Raw genomic sequence first — 19185 nt, forward strand, 5'->3', positions numbered from 1 at the left:
ATACTTTCAAAGAACTTCGAATCGGGCCTCAGCGCCTTCTTCGTAGGCTGCGACGTTTCCGTCGTAGCGAGCCGCCCATTATATGGTGGCTTTTCTGCTTCGTCAACACCTTTTTGAGAGGCGGTTGACTCGGCGGCTTCAAGGTTGAGCCCGAAGGCTTTTCGTCGAAGCGAGCCGCCTATTATGGCAGGCTTTTTGTTTCCGTCAACACCCTGTTTCGAGGTTGGTGACGTCGTTTCTTGGTGCCGGTCACTGCTGTGATCGGCGCCGCGAAGCGAGGAGGTGGATTCTAGACATCTTTGTGAAAATCGCAATCACTTTTTGTTGCAGAGCGGCAAATTGGCGGTTGGGGCCAGAGTTGGCAAAGTACCGGGTGCTTGGGGTTGGGTTTTGCTCTTTGCGCGGCTTTCCGGCCCGCTGACACTCTGGCCAAGCGCTAAAGCTGATGCGCCGTTGGGCTTGGTGGTGATGCTGTTGTTCTCAGCTGGTCCGGTCCTGGGTAGCCATGTCGCAGAGCAAAGAGCTGCCCTCACCCCAACCCCTCTCCCGTAAACGGGAGAGGGGCTACCACTCCGCCTACCTTTGTCTGGGACCGTAGAGCGGCTTGCTGGGCCACAATGCGGGTTGATCCGTTGCACCTCCATATAGATGACCAATCCGGCTTCGCGTTCGTTATTTCGTGATCTCTCGTTGCCTGCTGTGGTTGCCGGCTTCATTACGGTGCTGGTGGGCTTTGCCAGCTCGGCGGTGATCGTGTTCCAGGCCGCGCAGGCCGTGGGTGCCGGACAGGCGGAGATCGCCTCGTGGATGTGGGCGCTGGGCATCGGCATGGGCGTGACCTGTATTGGTCTGTCGTTGCGCTATCGGATGCCGGTGGTGACGGCCTGGTCTACCCCCGGTGCGGCGATGCTGGTGGTCGGGGCGACCACGCTGCCGCTGTCCGATGCGATCGGCGCGTTTGTGCTGGCAGCGTTGCTGGGCACGCTGGCCGGCTTCTCCGGGGTGTTCGAGAAGGCGATGCGGCGGATTCCGGTGTCGCTGGCCTCGGGCATGTTGGCCGGGGTGTTGCTGCGCTTTGGGCTGGATGTCTTTGTATCGGTGAACACCCAGCCGTTGCTGGTGCTGCTGATGTTTGCCACCTATCTGCTTGGGCGGCGCTGGTTGCCGCGCTATGCGGTGATCGCAACCTTGCTGGTGGGTGTAGCGATCGCCAGCGGCAAGGGGCTGATGCATATGGAGCAGGTGCAGCTGCAGATGGCGCTGCCAGTGTTCACCGCGCCGACGCTGTCCTGGGCGGCGTTGTTCGGCATCGCCCTGCCCTTGTTCATTGTCACCATGGCCTCGCAGAACGTGCCAGGCGTGGCGGTGTTGAAGGCCTCGGGCTATGACGTGCCTATTTCGCCAGTGATCGGTTGGATCGGGGTGGTCAACACTGCACTGGCGCCGTTCGGTGGCTATGCCTTGAATCTGGCCGCGATCACCGCGGCGATCTGCATGGGCCGGGATGTGCACGAAGATCCGACGCGGCGTTACACGGCGGCAGTGAGCGCTGGCGTGTTCTATATCGTGATCGGCTTGTTCGGAGCGACGGTGGCGGCGGTGTTTGCCGCGTTTCCCAAGGAGCTGATCGCGACACTGGCCGGTATCGCCCTGCTCGGCACCATCGGCAACAGCCTGGCAGTAGCGTTGAAGGAAGAGGCCGAACGTGAGCCGGCGCTGGTTACCTTCCTGGTGACTGCATCGGGACTGTCGATGGCCGGGATTGGCTCGGCGTTCTGGGGGCTGGTGGCCGGCGTGATCACCTTGCTGGTGCTGCGCCGCTGATTGGCAACGGATGAGTCCGCTGCCGCTGTTGGGGGCTGCAGGTTCCGCCTACCCTTTTCCCAGCCCCTCTCCCGGCGGGAGAGGGGTTTCCAGGCTCAGAGCGGTTTTACCTCGAATACCTGCTTGAGGGTGTGGCGTCCGCCGGGTGCCAGTTCGATCACATCCGGTCCGGCATTGGCTGCTTCCACGCAGACGTAGTTGCGCCACGCTGCGCCGATGTCGTCCATCTTTGCTGCCCCGGCTTCGCCTGCGTTCCAGACCACGGCGGTGCGGCTGCCGCTGGTGCTGATGTCGATGGCCCGCTTGAAACCCGGGTCGCGCAGCACGTAGTGGCCACCGGCCTGGGTGTAGAGGCGGTCGCTGCGACCCGGATCGCGCGGGTCGCGCAGGTTCCAGTCACCCTTCTGCACGTAGGCGTTGCCGTTGTCGAGCTTGTCCAGGTAGGTGAGCCCGTCCAGGCCACTGACATCCACCTTCAAGGCATCGCTGACATTGAAGTAGTTGTGCAGCGCCTGGGTAAAGGTCTGCACCTGGCTGCCGGTGTTCTCGGTGATCAACTCCTGCTCCAGGGTGCGGCCGATGCGCACCACCATCTGCAGGCGCAGACCCAGGCTTTCCATCACCGGCGGTGCAAGGGTCAACACCACGCTGCCATCGGCTTCACGGCGGGCGTCGCGCAGTTCCCAGGCGACGGTGCGCGCGAAACCATGCGCGGGCACGTCATTGCCCTGCCCCTGCCGCGAGAAATACGGCCAGCACACCGGCGCACCACCACGGATGGGCGTGGGCGGTTGCTTGGCGCTGGGCGAGAGCCACATCACGTCCTGGCCACTGCTGGGCACGAAGGACAGCAACTGCCCGCCAAACACGCTGATGGCAGCGGTTGAGAACGGGGTTTCCACCTTCCAGGCGCTGAAACCCTTGAAGTCGCCTGTACTCAGGCCCTGCACATCCTTCATTGAAACCTTGCTCCGTACGATCGGTGATTGGACAAGTTGCTGGTAATTGGGCGGCAGCTGGAACGCTGTTGGTTGCGTAGGTTTGGCGTTGCGCAGGGCCTGCAGGATACGGCTGCCGGCACGGCCATCAGCGTCCTTCCAGCCGAGACGCTGCTGTTCGACCTGGATGGCGCGGCGGGTGGCGGTGCCGACCATGCCGTCGGCGCTGCCGATGTCGTGGCCACGTGCGAGCAGCAAGGTCTGCAGTTCCCGACGTTCATCGCGGCCGATGCCTGGATCATCGGTGGGCCAGGCTGCGCTCAGACCGGTGCCGCCGCGCAGGCGATCGGCCAGGGTGGCGATGGCCAAGGCGTAGCTCTCCGCAGCGTTGTAGGAATAGATTGCGTCGTAGTTGCGGAACACCAGCAAGGCCGGGCCCTTGGCACCGGCAGGCAGCAGCACTGCGGCGTTGCTGTCGTCAGTAATTGCCGGCACCTGCAGCGGCTTGCCGTCGGCCAGGGTGATGCCCAGCGCGCGCCAGTCTGCCAGCGGCTTGCGCTTGGTACGGCCGGCGAGTGCGGCATTGAAGTTGGCCGGGATGCGGACTTCCACGCCCCAGGGCTGGCCAGTACGCCAGCCGGATTGCTTCAGATAGTTGGCGGTGGAGGCCAACGCATCGGGAATGCTGGCGACCAGGTCACGACGACCATCGCCATCACCATCCACGGCGATACGGGCATACGTCGATGGCATGAACTGGGTGTGGCCGAACGCACCGGCCCAGGAGCCAGTCAGGCCGGTGGGATTCAAGTCACCCTTGTCGATCAGTTTGAGCAGGGCCAGCAGTTCGCCCTTGAAGAAGGGCTGGCGGCGGCCATTGCAGGACAGGGTGGCCAGCGACTGCAGCAGCGGACGCTTGCCGAACACGCGGCCGTAATCGCTCTCCACGCCCCAGACCGCGACGATGGTGGCCGGATCGACGCCATACTGTGCGCTTACCTGCTCCAGCAGTGCGCGGTGCTGGCTGAGCAGCGCGCGACCATCGGCGATACGGCGGCTGTCGACCAGCGAGGCCAGGTAATCCCAGATGGGGGTGGTGAACTCCGGCTGCGCGTCGAGCAGCGGCAGTACGCTCAGGTCGGGAGTGATGCTGCTGAAAACCTGATCAAACTTTTCGCCACTGATGCCCTGGGCAAGGGCGGCGGTCTTGAGCGAGGCACCGCAGCTGCCGAAATCGGTGATCGCGGCGTTGGCGGAGAAGGCCAGCGTGAGTGCGGCCAGCGTGGTGCCCGCACGCAGCAGGTTGATCGGGTTCATCCATACGCTCCTTGCACTGGAGCTTGATGATAAGCGTGGTTGTGGGAGCGGCGTGAGCCGCGAGGCTGAAGTTGTCTGGGGAGGCGAAAGCCAAAAGCCAAAAGCAACCCTCCCCTGCGCGTAGCGCAAGGGAGGGAGCGGTAGTGCCGAGCATGGCTCGGCTCTACCAAGGGAACACTGCCGCTGCTTCGCTCCCCCACGTGGTGCATAAGGGAGCGGCGTGCTTCAGCCAGCGGCATCCAGGTAATACCAGCGCCCATCGATGCGTTGGAAGCGGCTGTGCTCGACCATCTTTACCGCACTGCCACCGCCTACACGATAGCGGGCGGTGAACACGACTTCGGCGGTGTCTTCGCCGGTGACTGCATGGCGCTGCACGCTCAGACCCAGCCATTGCGTGCGCTGGCCGGGCGCGTCTTCCAACGAGAGCGTGGCCGGGCGGGTATCCGGGTGCCAGCTGGCCAACAGGTAATCAACGTCCTTGAGCACATAGGCGCTGTAGCGCGAACGCATCAGCGACTCGGCATCCGGTGCGGCCTGGCCGGCGTGGTAACGGCCACAGCAGGCCGCATAGGTCTGGTCGCGGCCGCAGGGACAGGGAGTGGTTGGAGATGTCTGCATGCTTGTATTTTCATCGACGCCCGCCACGGTTCCAAGCCATGCATTGCCGCACTGAGCGTATGCTGTCGCGCCCTGCGCTGGAGTTGCCATGCTGGAGTTGATCCCACCCGAACTGCCGTGGCTGCTGGTCATCGCCTTCATCGCGGGGCTGGTGGATGCGGCGGTCGGCGGCGGTGGTCTGATCCAGCTGCCGGGCTTGTTCACTGCGCTGCCACAACAGACACCGGCCGCCTTGCTGGGCACCAACAAGTTCAGCTCGGTGTTCGGCACCGGTGCCTCGGCGCTGCGCTATGCGCGCGCGGTGCGCTTCCCATGGCGGCCCGTATTGCTGGCGGCGGCGGCGGCGTTTGCGTTCTCCTTCCTGGGTGCCACCGCGGTGACCCTGCTCTCGAAAGAAGCGGTGCGGCCGTTGGTGCTGACCCTGCTGATCGTGATGTTGGGCTATACGCTGGCAAAGAAGGATTTCGGCGCGCTGCACCGGCCACGCGAGGTCGGTCGCCGCGAGTTGCTGATCGCGGTGGCGATGGGTGGGGTGATTGGTTTCTACGATGGCTTCTTCGGGCCGGGCACCGGCAGCTTCCTGATCTTCCTGTTCGTGCGGTTCTTCGGGCTGGACTTCCTGCGCGCTTCTGCCGCCTCCAAGGTGGTCAATCTGGCCACCAATGTGGCGGCATTGTCGTTCTTCGTGCCCAGCGGCAATGTCTTGCTGGCATTGGCCATCCCCATGGCGGCAGCCAACGTACTGGGCGCCGTGACCGGTACCCGGCTTGCCCTACGCGGCGGCACACCATTGATTCGTAAGCTTTTTGTGGTTCTTGTCGTGGTGCTGATCGCACGTATGGCCTGGGATACCTTCCGCCCGACATGAAGCCCGCCTGCACATAGCTAAATCTTCATCACTGGAATTTCTTGACGTACATCACATAGTGGCGCAGTAAGAAGCCAACCCGGGGATGGCGCCACCATGAAGAACCGTTACCGAATCGCCTCACTGTTGCTGCTCGCTGCCGCGATACTCGCCTGTGTGCCGGTGCTGTACTCACTGCACCAGGCGCGCAAACAGGCCATCCGCGAAAAATACGTGCTGCTCGATGACGTATCGGCCAGCATCAGCCGCGAAGTGAGCAGCACCATCGAGGTGATCGAACGCCTGCGTGCGGAAATGCGCAGCAGTGGCGATGCGCCCTGCAGTCCCGCCGGGCTGCTACGCATGCAGCGCTTCGGGATCAGCTCGCACATCGTCAAAAGCACCCTGTACCTGCGCGATGGCAAGGTCGCCTGCTCTTCCGGCGGTGCGCTGATGCAGCAGATCGTGCTGGGCCCCTACTCCTCGCGGGCGCTCGACGGCGTGCAGGTTTACACCCAGGTGCAGGTGCCTGGCCTGCCCGGGCGAGAGTACGTAGTGCTGGAAAAGGACGGCTACGCCCTGCTGATCTACCCTGAGGGGCTGATCTCGCCGTTTGCCCGACCTGACCTTTCACTGGGCCTGTTCAACAGCACGGACGGCCGCTACGCCGCGCGGCAAGGCATGCTGCTGCAGCGCTGGACCACAGCCACGATCGACAAGGACAACGACGGCCACTTCACCGATGCCGAGGCTGGCTACCTGGTGGTACGGCGGGTGCTTCGCCCCGACGGCACCGGGGTAATCGTGGCCACCCCGTTGGCGGCGATCGATGCGCGCATGGCGCAGTTCGCGCACTGGTTCATCCCGCTCGGCATCATTGCCGGGCTGGCAGTGCTGGTCATGGCATTGGTGATGATCCGCCGCCAATGGTCGACGCGCGCCGAGTTGCTGCGGGCGATCAACAAGGGGCATTTCTTCCTGATGTACCAGCCCGTGTTCTGCCTGCAGGATGACACCTGCATCGGCGCCGAGGCACTGCTGCGTTGGCAGCACGAAGACGGCACCGTGGTGCCACCGGATCGCTTCATCCCGTTCGCCGAGGATGCCGGGCTGATCCAGCTGGTTACCCGGCGCGTACTGGAACTGGTGGTCAAGGACCTGAGCGGCTTTTTCCGCCAACACCCCAACTTCCGACTGGGCGTGAATCTGTCACCGCGTGACCTGCAATCGATGGAGACGCCGCAGCTGCTGGCGGACATGCAGCGTGCAATCGGCACTGGCAATGGCCGGTTTGTGGTGGAAGCCACCGAACGCGGCCTGCTGGAGGAAGCCAGCGCGCAGGATGTGGTGGCGGCAATCCACGCGCTGGGCATCGAGATCGCCATCGATGACTTCGGCACCGGCTACTCCAGCCTGGCCTATCTGACTACCTATCCCTTCGACATCCTCAAGGTGGACAAGAGTTTCACCTCCACCGCCTGCACCGAGGCGGTCACCAGCCAGGTCGCCACCCACATCATCGAGCTTGCGCGCAGCCTGGGCATGCAGACCCTGGTGGAGGGCATCGAGACCCAGGAACAGGCCGACTTCTTCCGCAGCAAGGGCGTGATCTACGGGCAAGGCTATTTCTTCGGCCGGCCGATGCGGGCAGAAGACCTGAGCACCTTCGTGCCATTGCATACGCATCCAAACCAACATGCGGCACCCAGCGTGCATTTGGGCAGACCGGCCAGCGCGCTGGATTGATCCCACGCAATGCACCTGCAAGACAAACGCGGGAGCCTATCCACATGCGGAATGACCGCAGCCGTGGAAACGCCCCATGCAACACGATTTTGCCGACCGCATTGCGCTGGTTACCGGCGCCGCCTCCGGGATTGGTGAAGCAGTGGTGCGGCAACTTGCCGCGCGCGGCGCCATGGTACTGGCAGCCGATATCGACGGTGATGCCGCCACCGCCGTGGCCATGTCGCTGGGCGAACGGGTACAGGCCCTGCAGGTGGATGTCAGCGACCCGGATGCGGTGCGGCTGATGGTCAACGCCTGCAACGAGCGTTTCGGCGGCCTGCACCTGGCGGTCAACAATGCCGGCATCAGCGGCGCCAGCCTGCAGACCGCCGACTATCCGCTGGAAGAATGGCATCGCGTGCTCGGGGTCAACCTGCACGGCGTTTTCTACTCGATGAAGTACGAAATTCCCGCGATTCTGGCCAGCGGCGGCGGTGCCATCGTCAACATGGCCTCGATCCTCGGCAGCAATGGCTGGGCCGGCGCGGCGGCCTATGTGGCGGCCAAGCACGCGCTGGTCGGCATGACCAAGAGCGCGGCACTGGAATACTCCCCGCGCGGGCTGCGGATCAACGCGGTGGGCCCGGGCTTCATCGATACACCGCTGCTGCAGAGCATGGACGACCGCGCCTATGCCGGGCTGGTGGCGCTGCACCCGGCCGGGCGCTTGGGCACCGCCGAAGAGGTGGCGGCATTGACCTGCTTCCTGTTGTCGGACAAAGCGTCGTTCATCACCGGGAGCTACCACCTGGTCGACGGTGGCTATTCAGCTCAATGATGTGATGTAACTGCCGTTCACTGCACGAATTCAGATTCGCATTGCGGCGACGCCGCTTGTCTGCTCCTAACGAATTGCTTACAAATCGGCTACGCCCGTCATGGTGGCGGGCACGTAGTCCGGCAATCACCAGGAGCATTCCGATGACGTTGTTACCGCTACGCCCGCGCCGCCTCAGCTGCGCTGTCCGCTTATCGCTGTTGTGCCTGCTGCCCGGCGCGGCCTTCGCGCAACAGGCACCAGACAGCACGCCCAAGACCCTGGACAGCATTCAAGTCACGGGTACCCGCATCAAGAAAGCCGAACTGGAAACCCAGGTTCCGGTCCAGGTGCTCACCCGCGAAGCCATCGAACGCACCGGCTACAGCTCGATTGCCGACGTGGTGCAGCACCTCACCGCCAGCGGCGCTTCGCTGAGCACCAAGCTCAACTCCAGCGGCAACTTCGGTTTTCCACCTGATGGCGGCGGCGTCGGCGCCGGCGCAGCAACGGTCGATCTGCGTCACCTCGGGGCCAAGCGCGTTCTGGTACTGGTGGACGGCATCCGCTGGGTCAATGAATCCTCCGGTTCGGGCGTAGGTTCGTCGGTGGACTTGAACACCATTCCGCTGGCGATCGTGGAACGCATCGAAGTATTGGAAGACGGCGCGTCCTCGCTCTACGGTTCCGATGCAATTGCCGGCGTGGTCAACATCATCACCAGGAAGGGCGCCGAAGGTGGCCATGTCGACGTGCAATACGGCGACTACAACCTCAAGGGCGGCGGCACCAGCAGCATCGACCTGAGCTTTGGTGGCAGCAGCGATCGTGCGCAGTGGATAGTCGGCGCGTCGTGGTTCAAGCAGAAAGAAATCAGTTCGTCCGAATACCTGTGGGCGCGCGAACCGGTGCCCGGCACCGGCCTGTCCAACGGCAGCTCGGCCACCCCTGGTGGCCGCACGGTGTTTGCACCACCGGATGGCAACAACACCTATGGCGGGCTATGCCCACTTGGCCAGGATGCTGCCGGCAATCCGATTCCCGGTTCGGCGACGTGCAACATCACCCTGCCCAACGGCGCCAGCTTTGCCGGTGGGACCGCCTTTCCCGGTGACTTCATCCGCTTTGGTACCGCCAACCGCTTCAATTTCGCACCCTATAACCTGCTGCTGACCCCAAACGAGCGGAAATCGGTGTTCGGCCAGGTGCGCTTTGAGTTCACCCCGAATGTCAGCGGCTGGTTCCGCGGCCTCTACAGCGAGCGTGAGTCGGCCAACCAGGCCGCGCCGGAGCCGATCTTCCTCGGCACCGATGCCGGTGTGTACAACGATTGGGCCGAGACCAAACTGGTGATCTCGGCCAACAATCCGTACAACCCGTTCGGTTTCGACCTGACCACGATGGGCGCCAATCCCAACCTGTTCCTGTTGGGCCGACGACCGGTCGAAGGTGGTCCGCGCCGCTACGAGCAGGACGTGAAGACCTGGTACGCAGCGGGCGGGCTGGATGGTGTGTTCGAGGTCAACCAGCGCACCTGGAACTGGGACGTCAACGTGATGTCCAGCGAGAGCAAGGCGACCCAGACCAATACCGGCAGCTACAACATCAAGCACATCAACCAGGCGCTGGGCGACCCTGCTGCCTGCGCGGCGATTGCCGGTTGCGTGCCACTGAACCTGTTTGGCGGGCCCGGCACCATCACCCCGCAGATGCTGGCATGGATCTCGCCGATCGTGCGTGACCGCAGCAAGAACACCTTGTCACTGGGCTCGGCCAACATCACCGGCGAGTTGTTCGATATCTGGGCCGGGCCGGTGTCCTTCGCCGCCGGTGCCGAATGGCGCCGCTACAAGGGCGAGTACCACCCCGACCCGATCACCATCGCCGGCGAGTACAACGGCGTGCCGTCGGGCGTGACCATCGGCAGCTACTCGGTGAAGGAAGCCTATGTCGAGTTCGATGTGCCACTGGCGCGCGAAGGCTTCTGGGGCAAGAGCCTGGACCTGAGCATTGCCGGCCGCTACTCGGACTACTCCACCTTCGGCGGCACCAACACCGGCAAGATCGGCCTGCGCTGGCAGCCGGCCGATGAACTGCTGCTGCGCATGTCGTTCGCACAAGGCTTCCGTGCACCATCGATCGGTGAGTTGTACGGCACGCTGAGCCGCTTCGACGCCACCATCGTCGACCCCTGCAACAACGCCGCATCTACCACGCCCAAGTGTGTTGCCGATGGCGTACCGCCGGGCTATGAGCAGGCCAACCCGCAGATCTCGGTGGTGACCTCCGGCAACCGTGACCTGAAGCCGGAGGAGAGCCGCTCGTTCATGGCCGGCGCGGTGTGGAGCCCAAGCTGGGCCGAAGACAGCAGCTGGGCCAGCAAGCTTGACCTGGGTGTGACCTTCTACCGCCACACCATCGACAAGGCGATCCAGGCACCGGATGCGCAGGCCATCATGGACCGCTGCATCGATACCCGCGATGCCGTGGCCTGTGCCAGCTATACCCGCAACGACCGCGGCCAGATCGTGCGCTTCGAGGACATCCTCGCCAACCTCGGCACCATCAACACCAGTGGCTGGGATTTCAACGCGCACTGGCTGTTGCCGGAAACCGGCTGGGGTCAGCTCGGTTTCGACTGGAAGGCGACCTGGGTCACCCGCTACGAGCTGGTCAACGAGTCCGGCCAACCTGAGCCGAAGGGCCCAGGCATTGAAGTCAATGACAGCGCGATCCCGGAGTGGAGCTCGAGCCTGAGCACCAACTGGGACTTCCGCAACTGGAACGTGAACTGGACGATGCGTTACATCGACCGGCTGCGTGAAAGCTGTGCCGGTGCCAATGGCTTTGCGATCTGCACCGACAGCGTTGCCGACCAGCATTGGCTGGGTGCGACCACCTATCACGACGCGCAGATCAGCTGGCGTACCGATGCGTGGATGAAGGGTGTAAAGGTGAGCGTTGGCGTCAACAACGTGTTCGACAAGAACCCACCGATCTGCCTGAGCTGCACGCTCAACGGCTATGACCCGGGAACCTACGACCTGCCCGGCCGCTACACCTACGCCAAGCTCAGCATGGATTTCTGAGCTGGATGACGACCAAGGGAGCCGTAAGGCTCCCTTGGTTCAATACCGTTGTTGTAGGAGCGGCGTAAGCCGCGAAGCCGGTGGGCACGAACGTCCAGTCCACTGGATTTCCTGCTTACCCAACGCCGGGCTTGTCTCGATTGCAAATTGATCGACGGCGGCAGGCGGTCCTGCTTCGCGGCTTGCGCCGCTCCTACAAAAGCAGGGCTGCTCAGCGCAGGATCGCGCCGGCCAGCGCCATCAGCAGCAGTACCAGCACCGGCAGCATCGACAGGCCGAAACCCAGGCCGCGGCTGGATGGGTTGCCGACGTAGGCGCGCCAGTAGATGAAGCGGCCAATCAGATACACCGCACCGATACCCGCCACCCATTGCGCCGGCCAGAAGCGTGCGGCGATCAGCATGCTTGGCAGCAGCGCAACCATCAATTCCAGGGTATTCATCTGCACGCGGTACATGCGCTCGAAGCCATCGTGGCCGGTGACTGCCGGTGCCTTGACGCCATAACGGCCACGTGCACGGCCAACCATCGCCGCGAAGAACAGGTATTGCAGCACCACCAGGGCGGTGACGATTTCTACGTAGTGCATGGTGATCTCCGCTATCCGCGTGTCTTGAAGTGGGTGCAGGGTAACAAGCGCAGCGATGGCTTTGCTCTGCTCCCTCCCTTTGGCCGAAGGCCAAGGGGAGGGTTGGGGAGGGGTGCTTTGGCTTTGGCTTTGGCTTTGGCTTTGGCTTTGGCTCAATGCAACAGCTGAAGCGGAATCAAAAGCCCCTAATCCGCCGTTCGGGCACCTTCCCCCGCAAGCGGGAGAAGAAAAAGCTCAGCTGCCCTGGCAATAGGGAAACCCTCGCTTCCTTGTCCGTCAGGCCGGAATGTTCTTCTTCGTTGAAGCCTTCTTCGCAGCTTTCTTCAGCGCAGGCTTGGCTTCCACTTCCACCGTGCCTTCAACAACCGACGCTTCAACCTCAGCTTCACCAGCCTCGCTGGACGCAGCCGCTGCTTCAACAGCAACCGGCACATCCACCACATCCTCCGCATTGGCCTGCGCCATCGCACCGCGTGCACGCGCCGGCAGTTTCAGGCGATTGCCTTCGTCGTCGTACTCGATCAGCAGTACGCCCGAATCGTGACGGCCGCTGATCTCGACGAAGCAAGCGCCACCGATGAACGGCTCCAGCGTCATCACCGACTTCAACGGGGTGGCAACCACCATCTGGAAACCGAAGTTCTCGAAGATGTTCATCGCCAAAGCGGTGAACTCGTTGTCGGCCTTGTCGAAGGCTTCGTCCAATACCACCGCGGCATAGCGCGGCAGTTCGCCGTCTTCGCCGCCCAGCTGGTAGCGCAACGCGGCGGCAAGACAGGTCGTCGCCAGCTTCTGCCGCTGGCCACCGGACTTGCCGGCGCCGCTGCGGTAGATTTCGACCTGCTCGCGGGTATCAGCATCCAGTTCGACGCCGATGAACTCCACATGCAGGCGCACGTCGAGCACCTGCTCGCGCCAGCGGCGCAGCTCAGGCTCCTGCGCGCCAAGACGACGCACCAGCTCACGCAACACGTTGAACTGCGACTCGGCCAGCGAACGGTCTTCGGTCTGCTGATGCGTCAACACCGCACGCAGCTGCAGCTGGAAATCCTGCACTTCCGGCAGGCGCCGGTCATGCACGTCGATGGCCAGCACGGTGCCGCGGTTGAACGCGACCTGTTCCAGCGAGGCGTTGACCTCGTCCATGCGCTGCTTGATCGCCTTGTGCGCTTCTGCGGTATGCCGCTGCAGGGCCAGCAGGTTGTTCTTGCTCTGGGTCTGCAGCAGTTCGAAGAAGCGCCCTTCATGGCGCGGCAGACCGTCGCTCTCAAGGCGGGTCAAACGCGCAAGGAAATCGTCGGCACTGCTCAGCGACACGGTGAAGTCGCCGGAGTCTTCCGGCCACTGCTGGGTGTACTTGCGGAAGCAGTCCAGCAGATGCTGGGTCAGTTTGGCGTCGCGGCCCTGGCTGCTGCCGAGTTCCTCGGCCAGCCCACGTTCGACCACGCGGAAGTGGCTTTCCAGGCTCTCAAGGTTCAAGCCCGGCAGGATGTTCAGGCGCTCTTCCAGACCTTCGCGCTGCAGCTCGGTCAGCGGCGCGCTGGCGACGCGCGCCTGGCCGTTGTCGCGCAGCTGCTCCAGGCGTGCGCGCTCGCGCGAGAACTGGCCACGCTCCAGCCGCACGTCTTCATAGGTGCGCTTGCCCTGGTCACGCAGACCGCGGGTCAATTCAATCTGCTGACCGATGCGCGCCAAGGCGGTGTCGCCTTCGCGCAGGTCGACCAGCTGCTCGTCGATATCACTCAACCGCTGCAGGCGCGGGCCGACATCGATTTCGTCCCAGTCGCGCTCGATCAGCGAGTGCGCGGCCAGCTGCTTTTCCTGCCCGCTTTCGCGCTGCTTGCGCAACATTGCCACGTCGGCCTCGCTGCGGGCGATGCGCTGGGCCAGCTCCTGCCCTTCGCGTTCGAACACGCGACGTTTGTCGCGGTTGTCATGGCCCAGCATCCAGCGCTTGCGATCGTTGACCGCGTGGCGGTCATCCTTCTCATAGCGGTCGCCGGGATGCTTGATCTGGCCTTCGCGGGTGATCGCGCGGTCTTCGCTGCGCAGCTGGCCGGCGTTTTCCACGCAGGTGTAATCAAAGCGGCGCTGCAGTTCGTTGTAGACCCAATCGCCATAGGGATGATCACGCAACTGCAGCTTGTGGATCAGCGAACGCTTCTCCGGCTCGCGTGCGTGCAGCAGTTCGTTGTCACGGATGCGGAAGTAGACCAGCTTGGTGCCCAAGTGGGTACGGTTGGCCCATTCGGCGACCTGCTGGTGATTCTTCTCGTCGACCAGCAGCGATTGCGCGAAGCCGTGCAGCACGCGCTCGATCGCACCGCGCCAGCCGATCTGATCCTCGCGCACCTGGATCAACTCGCCAACGAATGGCAACGCGGACTCGGACAGGCCGGTGTCGTCGCACAGACGTGCGCGCATCTGCTGCAGTGGTGCCGGGATCGAGCTCGGTGCAGCCTTCAGCGACTCCAGTTCCACCCGCAGAGCGGCAAAACGCTTTTCATCATCGCGGCGCTCGGCCATGCGCTCGGCGATGGCGTCGTCCACGGTGCCCGCACCGGATTTGGTGCCATCGATCAAGGCACGCGCCTGCTCCACCTGTTCGGAGAAGCCACTGGCGGTTTCAGCCAGCACCATGCCGAGCTGGCGGCAGGCGCCTTCCAACTGCTTGCGGCGGCGGCTGCGTTCTTCGACCTCGCGCTCGATGCGGATACGCTCGCGCTCCAGCTCGTCGATGCGCTCACCGCCCTGCTCGCGCTGCTGGCGTTCCAGTTCGACCAGCTTCTGTTCGTGGTTGTCCAGCGACTGCCGGCGCTGCCCTTCCTCGCCCATCAGGCCGCGGTCGAGCATCTCCACTTCCTTCAGCCGCTCGTTGACCAGCTCCAGGCGCTTTTCCTCGCGGAAGCCGTCGATGCCGATCTGCAGGTCACGCAGCGTTGCCACGCCTTTGCGCAGCGTCATCAGGTCCTGGTGGAAATCACGCGCCGGGGTCAGCGTCTCAACCTGGCGGCGCGCGGTGACCACGGCATGGTGGGCGCCATCGAGTTCGGCGAAGTCATCGACCAGGCGGTCGGCAGCTTCGAAGGTGCGCGGCTCTTCCAGCATGAAGCCACGCAGGAAGCCATTGAGGTCGCCAAGGTTCTTGGCCGACTGGGTCTTGTGCAGCAGACGCAGCGCCATGTCGTTGCCGATGCCCAGCAGGTGACGGAAGCGCTCGGCATAGCCGGTGAAACTGTCGAAGTGGCCGACGTCCTCGCCCAGACGGCCGCGCAGCTTGCGCAGGTCCAGGTCGAAGCCTTCCATCTCGGTGGCCAGGTCGAAGCGACGCGGGATCACCATGTAGTGCTTGCGCACGTCGTTGGCCGAGGTGCCGGCACCGGCAATCCAGAACAGCCGCACGATCGACACCGCGTCGCCGCGGGCGTTGTGATATTCCAGCGCCAAGGCGCTCCAGGTAGCGCCCTTGCGCAGGTACTGGGTGGCGATTTCACCGGACTCGCTGTCCTGCTGGTCGGCCCAGGCGCCACGCACATACGACACCAGCGAGCGGTCGCGGCCCGAACGCTCGGCTTCGCGCGCGGCGGCGTTGAAATCGACGATGCTCGGCGGCGTCAGCAATGCGCTCATGCCATCGAGCAGGGTGGACTTGCCCGAGCCGGAGCGGCCAACGAACAGGAAGCCACGCTCGGCGATCGGCACTTCGGTCAGGCCGGAGAACGTGCCCCAGTTGAGCACCTGCAGGCGGCGCATGCGGAACTGGTTCGCGCGGGCATCGCTGGCCGGGTCGTTGAACAACGCGGCGTTGGGAAGCAGGGTGTGGGAAGTGGTTTCCATACGGCTCATCCTTCAGCCGCCACGCGATGCGCGGCGGTGGTCATTCTGGTCAGCGTGGCGTGGGTGCCAGGCATCATTCGGCGGGGGTGCCGCTGGTGTTGTCTTCATCATCGGCAACCGCCTCGGTGGCGGCATCGCCGTCGCGCAGCTGGCGGTAAGCCTCGACCAGGGTCTGCACGTCCTCGGCCGAGAACAGCAGTTTCAGCGCCGGCGAGACTTCGTAGCGATCCTCGCTGCCGCGCAGCTTGGACAGCAGCTGGTTCTCGCGCAGCTTGGCGATGGCCGCAGCCACACGCTTGCCGTAGCCGGCCTGGTCGGTGGAGACGTTCTTCTGGTAGATGCTCATCGCCTCCACCAGCTGGAACTCGGCCACCACCGCGCGTTCGCCGCGGGTATCGGCTTCGGCCAGCTGCTGGCGCAGGAACAGCAGCAGCACCGACTCGATGAAGGTCAGCGGTGCGGCGCGCAGCAGGTTGGGCGAGTCGAGTTCGGCGGTGTCGAACTGACGGGTGAAGGCAACGCCGCCGTCGCGGTCCAACACCAGTTCCAGGAACAGTTCGCATAGCAGGCTGCGGACTTCCTCTTCGTTGCGCAACAGTGCCGCCCATTGCGCCGGCTGGCGCTGGGCATCGACGCTGGGGCCGGCCAGCAGCAGGCACAGCGCGCGGCGTGCATCGACCGGCAGGCGGCCACTGTCGCCGACGAACAGGGCGCCACCGCTCAAGGTGGGTGCCGGCGCGACGGGCGCGCTGATGGCTTCGCTATCGGTTTCGGTCTCAGACCAGTTCATCGCGTCTTTCCTTGAGGAACCAGATCAGCGGCACGCGGGCGCGTCGCACCACGCCGTCACCACCGGTCCATTCCACGGTTTCGAGTTGGTCGGTCATCACCTTGCCATGGCGGGTGCCGATGGAGAGATAGCCGATCACGCTGCCCAGGCCCTGCCGCGCCGGCCGCTCGCGCAATACCTGCGAGATGCTCAGGCGCGGGCGTGAACCCAGCAGCATGAAGAGATTGTCTTTCAGTGTGCGCACGTCGATTTCCGACTGCGCGACCAGGTCGCCAACGCTGTCGAGGGTGATCTCGGCGGCCTCGGCGTAATAAATGGAGGTGTCGACCTGGTGCGTGCGCGGGTCGTGCAGGCGCCACTGGCCGATCGAACGCACGCGCGCCGAGGACAGCGGCAGCACAAAGCCGGTAGGCGCGGTGGGACGCACTTCGTCGCGCAGTTGCAGGGCCTGGCCCTGCGCCTGCTTGAGCAACTGGTTGAGGCGGCGCTGTTCCAGATAGCCGCGGCTCTGCACGAAACCACGCAGGCTGCGGGCGAAATGCTGCATCACCTCGTGCACCTGGCCGCCGCGCTCCAGCAGGGTGCTGGTGAAGTTGCGCAGGAAGTTGCGCTCGTTGCGGTCCAGCTTGCGGGTGAAGCCACGGTTGAGCACGGTGTCCAGCGCAGCGTCGAGTTCGCCACTGCGGCGCGGATCATTGAGCAGGTCCCAGAACGCCTGGAAGCTGCGCCCGGCATCGGATTCGCCGATCACATCGACGCCGTTGAACAGGCGGTCGAGCACGTCGCCGCGCGCGCCTTCGTCATCGATGATGCGTTCGCGGAAACGGCGGTTGAGCTGTTCGAAGTCATCGCGCACGCGGCGGAAGTCTTCGGCCAGGTCATCGGCCAGACGGATCACGTCACGGGTACGTTCCAGCGCGCGCTTGCCATCCAGCGCACTGACCTTGCCGGTGGACACCTGCGCGATCTCGGCATCGATGCGGTCGCGCTCGGCCTTCAATGCGGCCAGGCGTGCTTCCGGATCGGCCTCGGTCTGCTGGGCCAGCTGCGAGATCTGCTGCATCACCATGGCCAAGCGGCTTTCGGTGGCCAGGCTGGCGTTGTGCTCGATGCCGGCGATGAAGCGGATCGCCTGCACGGCGTGCCGCGACAGCTCGTATTCCTCTTCGCTCGCGCCTTCAGGCAGGCGCCGCACCAGCCAGCCCTGGGCCAGCCAGTAGGCGATGTAGGCCGGCGCGGTGCGCGGCAGCTCGACCTCGAGCTCCTCGCCATTGAGCGTGTCCAGCTGCTGCTGCAGGCGCTCGGCGAGGATGGAGCCGGGGATGCGACGGTCCGCTTCCAGCAGCAGGCCCTGCAACAGGCCCACCAGCACCGGCGCACGGTCGGAGGCCAGCAGTTTCCATAGCGGCTGCTCGCGCAGACGCTGGTAGCTGGCGATACGTTGGCGGTACTTCATCGAGCGCGTGCGATCCCTGGGCTCAGCGTCGGGCGTGGCCGACTTCGATGAAACGCAGGAACTCGGCGCGGGTGCGCGCGTCGTCATGGAAGGTGCCGCGCATGCGCGAGGTGACCATGCTGACGCCACGCTTGTGGATGCCGCGGGTGGTCATGCACTCATGTGCGCCTTCCACCACGATGCCCACGCCCATCGGCTGCAGCACGTCCTGGATGACGTCGGCGATCTGCGCGGTCATCTTCTCCTGCACCTGGAAGCGGCGTGCATAGGCCTCGACCACGCGTGCCAGCTTGGAGATGCCGACCACGCGGCCATTGGGGATGTAGCCGACATGGACGCGGCCGATGATCGGCGCCATGTGGTGCTCGCAGTGGCTTTCGTACTCGATGTCACGCAGCACGATCATTTCGTCGTAACCGGCCACTTCTTCGAAGGTACGGGCCAGGTACTCGCGCGGGTCGTCGTTATAGCCCTTGAACCAGTCGCCATAGGCCTCGGCTACCCGGCGCGGGGTGTCGAGCAGGCCTTCGCGGGAGGGATCTTCACCGGCCCAGCGCAGCAGGGTGCGCACGGCGTCTTCGGCCTGGGCTTGGGTGACGGACGGGTTCTTGGGATCGGCCATTACAGAACTGCGCTTGGATTACGGGGTGGACATGCTACCAGCCGGGGCTGTGGAGGAGCATTTACGGCGCCTTGACCGGCTCTGGCGAGCCGGCCACGGAGAATCTATTTCTTTGTTTTACATGGGATTTTTGAAAGCCGGCCGATCCGCCGGTTCAATCTGCCTGCCCTGCAGCCCGCTTGGCCGTGGCGGTATCGCGCTCCAGCGCCTGCAACAGGCTGGGCGCACGCGCGGTGCCGATATCGGCGATGCGCCAGCTGCCGCCGTGGCGCTGCAGGGTCAACTGCAGCTGCAAGGGGTGTTGGGGGTCGTCGAGCCGGGTGCTGGCACGCAGCTGGCTGTCGGCCACTGGTTGGATATCGAAGCTGAGCTGGCGCAGGTCCTGCGCGGTGTCCTGGCAGTCACAAAGCGGATCGCCGTCCAGATAGCCGACTTCGCCGGCGTATGCGTCGCTATTGGCCTGCATCGCGGCGATCAGGGCCGGCGTGTAGACCTCTTCGTCGGGGAGGATGGCGTCCAGGCCGGCGTCGGGGTGGTAGCCGGCGTAGATGTGGTTGAGGAAGCTGCGGGCGTTGCTGATTTCTTGGGCGCTGGTGCCGGCCGTGGCCTGGGCAGGCTCGGGTGTGGCAGTGGCAGGTGCCTCCTTGTTGCAGCCGGTCAGGGCCAGGAGCAGCAGTGCTGTGGGTGCCAAGGTTTTCATGGGCGTCCTT

12 protein-coding genes and 1 pseudogene are annotated in these 19185 nt (G+C 64.3%); 5 read left to right on the plus strand and 8 right to left on the minus strand.

The window, feature by feature from the left end; translation table 11 throughout:
- The first annotated feature begins 648 nt into the window (after positions 1–648).
- Positions 649–1824 (plus strand): benzoate/H(+) symporter BenE family transporter, encoded by a 1176-nt coding sequence (locus ACVOL0_RS12220; protein ID WP_481549351.1) that lies wholly within the window; start codon positions 649–651, stop codon positions 1822–1824.
- A 95-nt stretch (positions 1825–1919) separates the two neighbouring features.
- On the opposite strand, the gene ACVOL0_RS12225 is transcribed toward ACVOL0_RS12220, so the two are convergent.
- Positions 1920–4079: a lytic murein transglycosylase gene (locus ACVOL0_RS12225; protein ID WP_481549352.1), complete on the minus strand. Its 2160-nt coding sequence runs from the start codon at positions 4077–4079 to the stop codon at positions 1920–1922.
- 225 nt (positions 4080–4304) lie between these two features.
- The gene (locus tag ACVOL0_RS12230) at positions 4305–4700 is read right to left on the minus strand and encodes a YchJ family metal-binding protein (RefSeq protein ID WP_481549353.1); all 396 of its coding nucleotides are present in this window, start codon (positions 4698–4700) and stop codon (positions 4305–4307) included.
- Between the two features lie 88 nt (positions 4701–4788).
- Between ACVOL0_RS12230 and ACVOL0_RS12235 the strand changes: the two genes are divergently transcribed.
- From ACVOL0_RS12235 to ACVOL0_RS12250, 4 genes are all read left to right on the plus strand, one after another.
- Entirely contained in the window at positions 4789–5568 is a 780-nt protein-coding gene (locus ACVOL0_RS12235; RefSeq protein ID WP_481549354.1) for a sulfite exporter TauE/SafE family protein, read from the plus strand.
- A 96-nt stretch (positions 5569–5664) separates the two neighbouring features.
- Complete coding sequence (locus tag ACVOL0_RS12240) at positions 5665–7293, plus strand: EAL domain-containing protein (protein WP_481549355.1); 1629 nt, start codon at positions 5665–5667, stop codon at positions 7291–7293.
- A gap of 76 nt (positions 7294–7369) precedes the next feature.
- A complete protein-coding gene (locus ACVOL0_RS12245) occupies positions 7370–8113 on the plus strand; it encodes an SDR family NAD(P)-dependent oxidoreductase (protein ID WP_481549356.1) in 744 nt (247 codons plus the stop codon).
- A gap of 143 nt (positions 8114–8256) precedes the next feature.
- On the plus strand, positions 8257–11181 hold the full coding sequence (locus ACVOL0_RS12250; protein WP_481549357.1) for a TonB-dependent receptor plug domain-containing protein: 2925 nt from the start codon (positions 8257–8259) through the stop codon (positions 11179–11181).
- Between the two features lie 211 nt (positions 11182–11392).
- Here the strand turns inward: ACVOL0_RS12250 and ACVOL0_RS12255 are convergent, their stop codons facing one another.
- The 6 genes and pseudogenes from ACVOL0_RS12255 to ACVOL0_RS12280 form a co-directional block, all read right to left on the minus strand.
- Entirely contained in the window at positions 11393–11770 is a 378-nt protein-coding gene (locus ACVOL0_RS12255; protein ID WP_481549358.1) for an MAPEG family protein, read from the minus strand.
- 398 nt (positions 11771–12168) lie between these two features.
- Positions 12169–15523 (minus strand): annotated as a pseudogene (locus tag ACVOL0_RS12260) (ATP-binding protein); the annotation flags it as partial.
- 157 nt (positions 15524–15680) lie between these two features.
- Positions 15681–16397, minus strand: a complete 717-nt coding sequence (locus ACVOL0_RS12265; RefSeq protein ID WP_481549359.1) for a DUF4194 domain-containing protein — start codon at positions 16395–16397, stop codon at positions 15681–15683.
- Positions 16384–17853: a DUF3375 domain-containing protein gene (locus tag ACVOL0_RS12270; protein WP_481549360.1), complete on the minus strand. Its 1470-nt coding sequence runs from the start codon at positions 17851–17853 to the stop codon at positions 16384–16386. Before ACVOL0_RS12270 ends, ACVOL0_RS12265 begins: the two co-directional genes overlap by 14 nt.
- A 22-nt stretch (positions 17854–17875) precedes the next feature.
- A complete protein-coding gene (gene folE / locus ACVOL0_RS12275; protein ID WP_303748099.1) occupies positions 17876–18475 on the minus strand; it encodes a GTP cyclohydrolase I FolE in 600 nt (199 codons plus the stop codon).
- Between the two features lie 154 nt (positions 18476–18629).
- On the minus strand, positions 18630–19175 hold the full coding sequence (locus ACVOL0_RS12280; protein WP_481549361.1) for a DUF3828 domain-containing protein: 546 nt from the start codon (positions 19173–19175) through the stop codon (positions 18630–18632).
- Between the last annotated feature and the right edge of the window lie 10 nt (positions 19176–19185).

Source organism: Stenotrophomonas sp. STEN021 (genome assembly GCF_056760175.1).

Coding starts and splice junctions, on each gene's coding strand:
- ACVOL0_RS12220 (WP_481549351.1), top strand. CDS start 649: ATGACCAATCCGGCTTCGCGTTCGTTATTTCGTGATCTCTCGTTGCCT.
- ACVOL0_RS12225 (WP_481549352.1), bottom strand. CDS start 4,079: ATGAACCCGATCAACCTGCTGCGTGCGGGCACCACGCTGGCCGCACTC.
- ACVOL0_RS12230 (WP_481549353.1), bottom strand. CDS start 4,700: ATGCAGACATCTCCAACCACTCCCTGTCCCTGCGGCCGCGACCAGACC.
- ACVOL0_RS12235 (WP_481549354.1), top strand. CDS start 4,789: ATGCTGGAGTTGATCCCACCCGAACTGCCGTGGCTGCTGGTCATCGCC.
- ACVOL0_RS12240 (WP_481549355.1), top strand. CDS start 5,665: ATGAAGAACCGTTACCGAATCGCCTCACTGTTGCTGCTCGCTGCCGCG.
- ACVOL0_RS12245 (WP_481549356.1), top strand. CDS start 7,370: ATGCAACACGATTTTGCCGACCGCATTGCGCTGGTTACCGGCGCCGCC.
- ACVOL0_RS12250 (WP_481549357.1), top strand. CDS start 8,257: ATGACGTTGTTACCGCTACGCCCGCGCCGCCTCAGCTGCGCTGTCCGC.
- ACVOL0_RS12255 (WP_481549358.1), bottom strand. CDS start 11,770: ATGCACTACGTAGAAATCGTCACCGCCCTGGTGGTGCTGCAATACCTG.
- ACVOL0_RS12265 (WP_481549359.1), bottom strand. CDS start 16,397: ATGAACTGGTCTGAGACCGAAACCGATAGCGAAGCCATCAGCGCGCCC.
- ACVOL0_RS12270 (WP_481549360.1), bottom strand. CDS start 17,853: ATGAAGTACCGCCAACGTATCGCCAGCTACCAGCGTCTGCGCGAGCAG.
- folE (WP_303748099.1), bottom strand. CDS start 18,475: ATGGCCGATCCCAAGAACCCGTCCGTCACCCAAGCCCAGGCCGAAGAC.
- ACVOL0_RS12280 (WP_481549361.1), bottom strand. CDS start 19,175: ATGAAAACCTTGGCACCCACAGCACTGCTGCTCCTGGCCCTGACCGGC.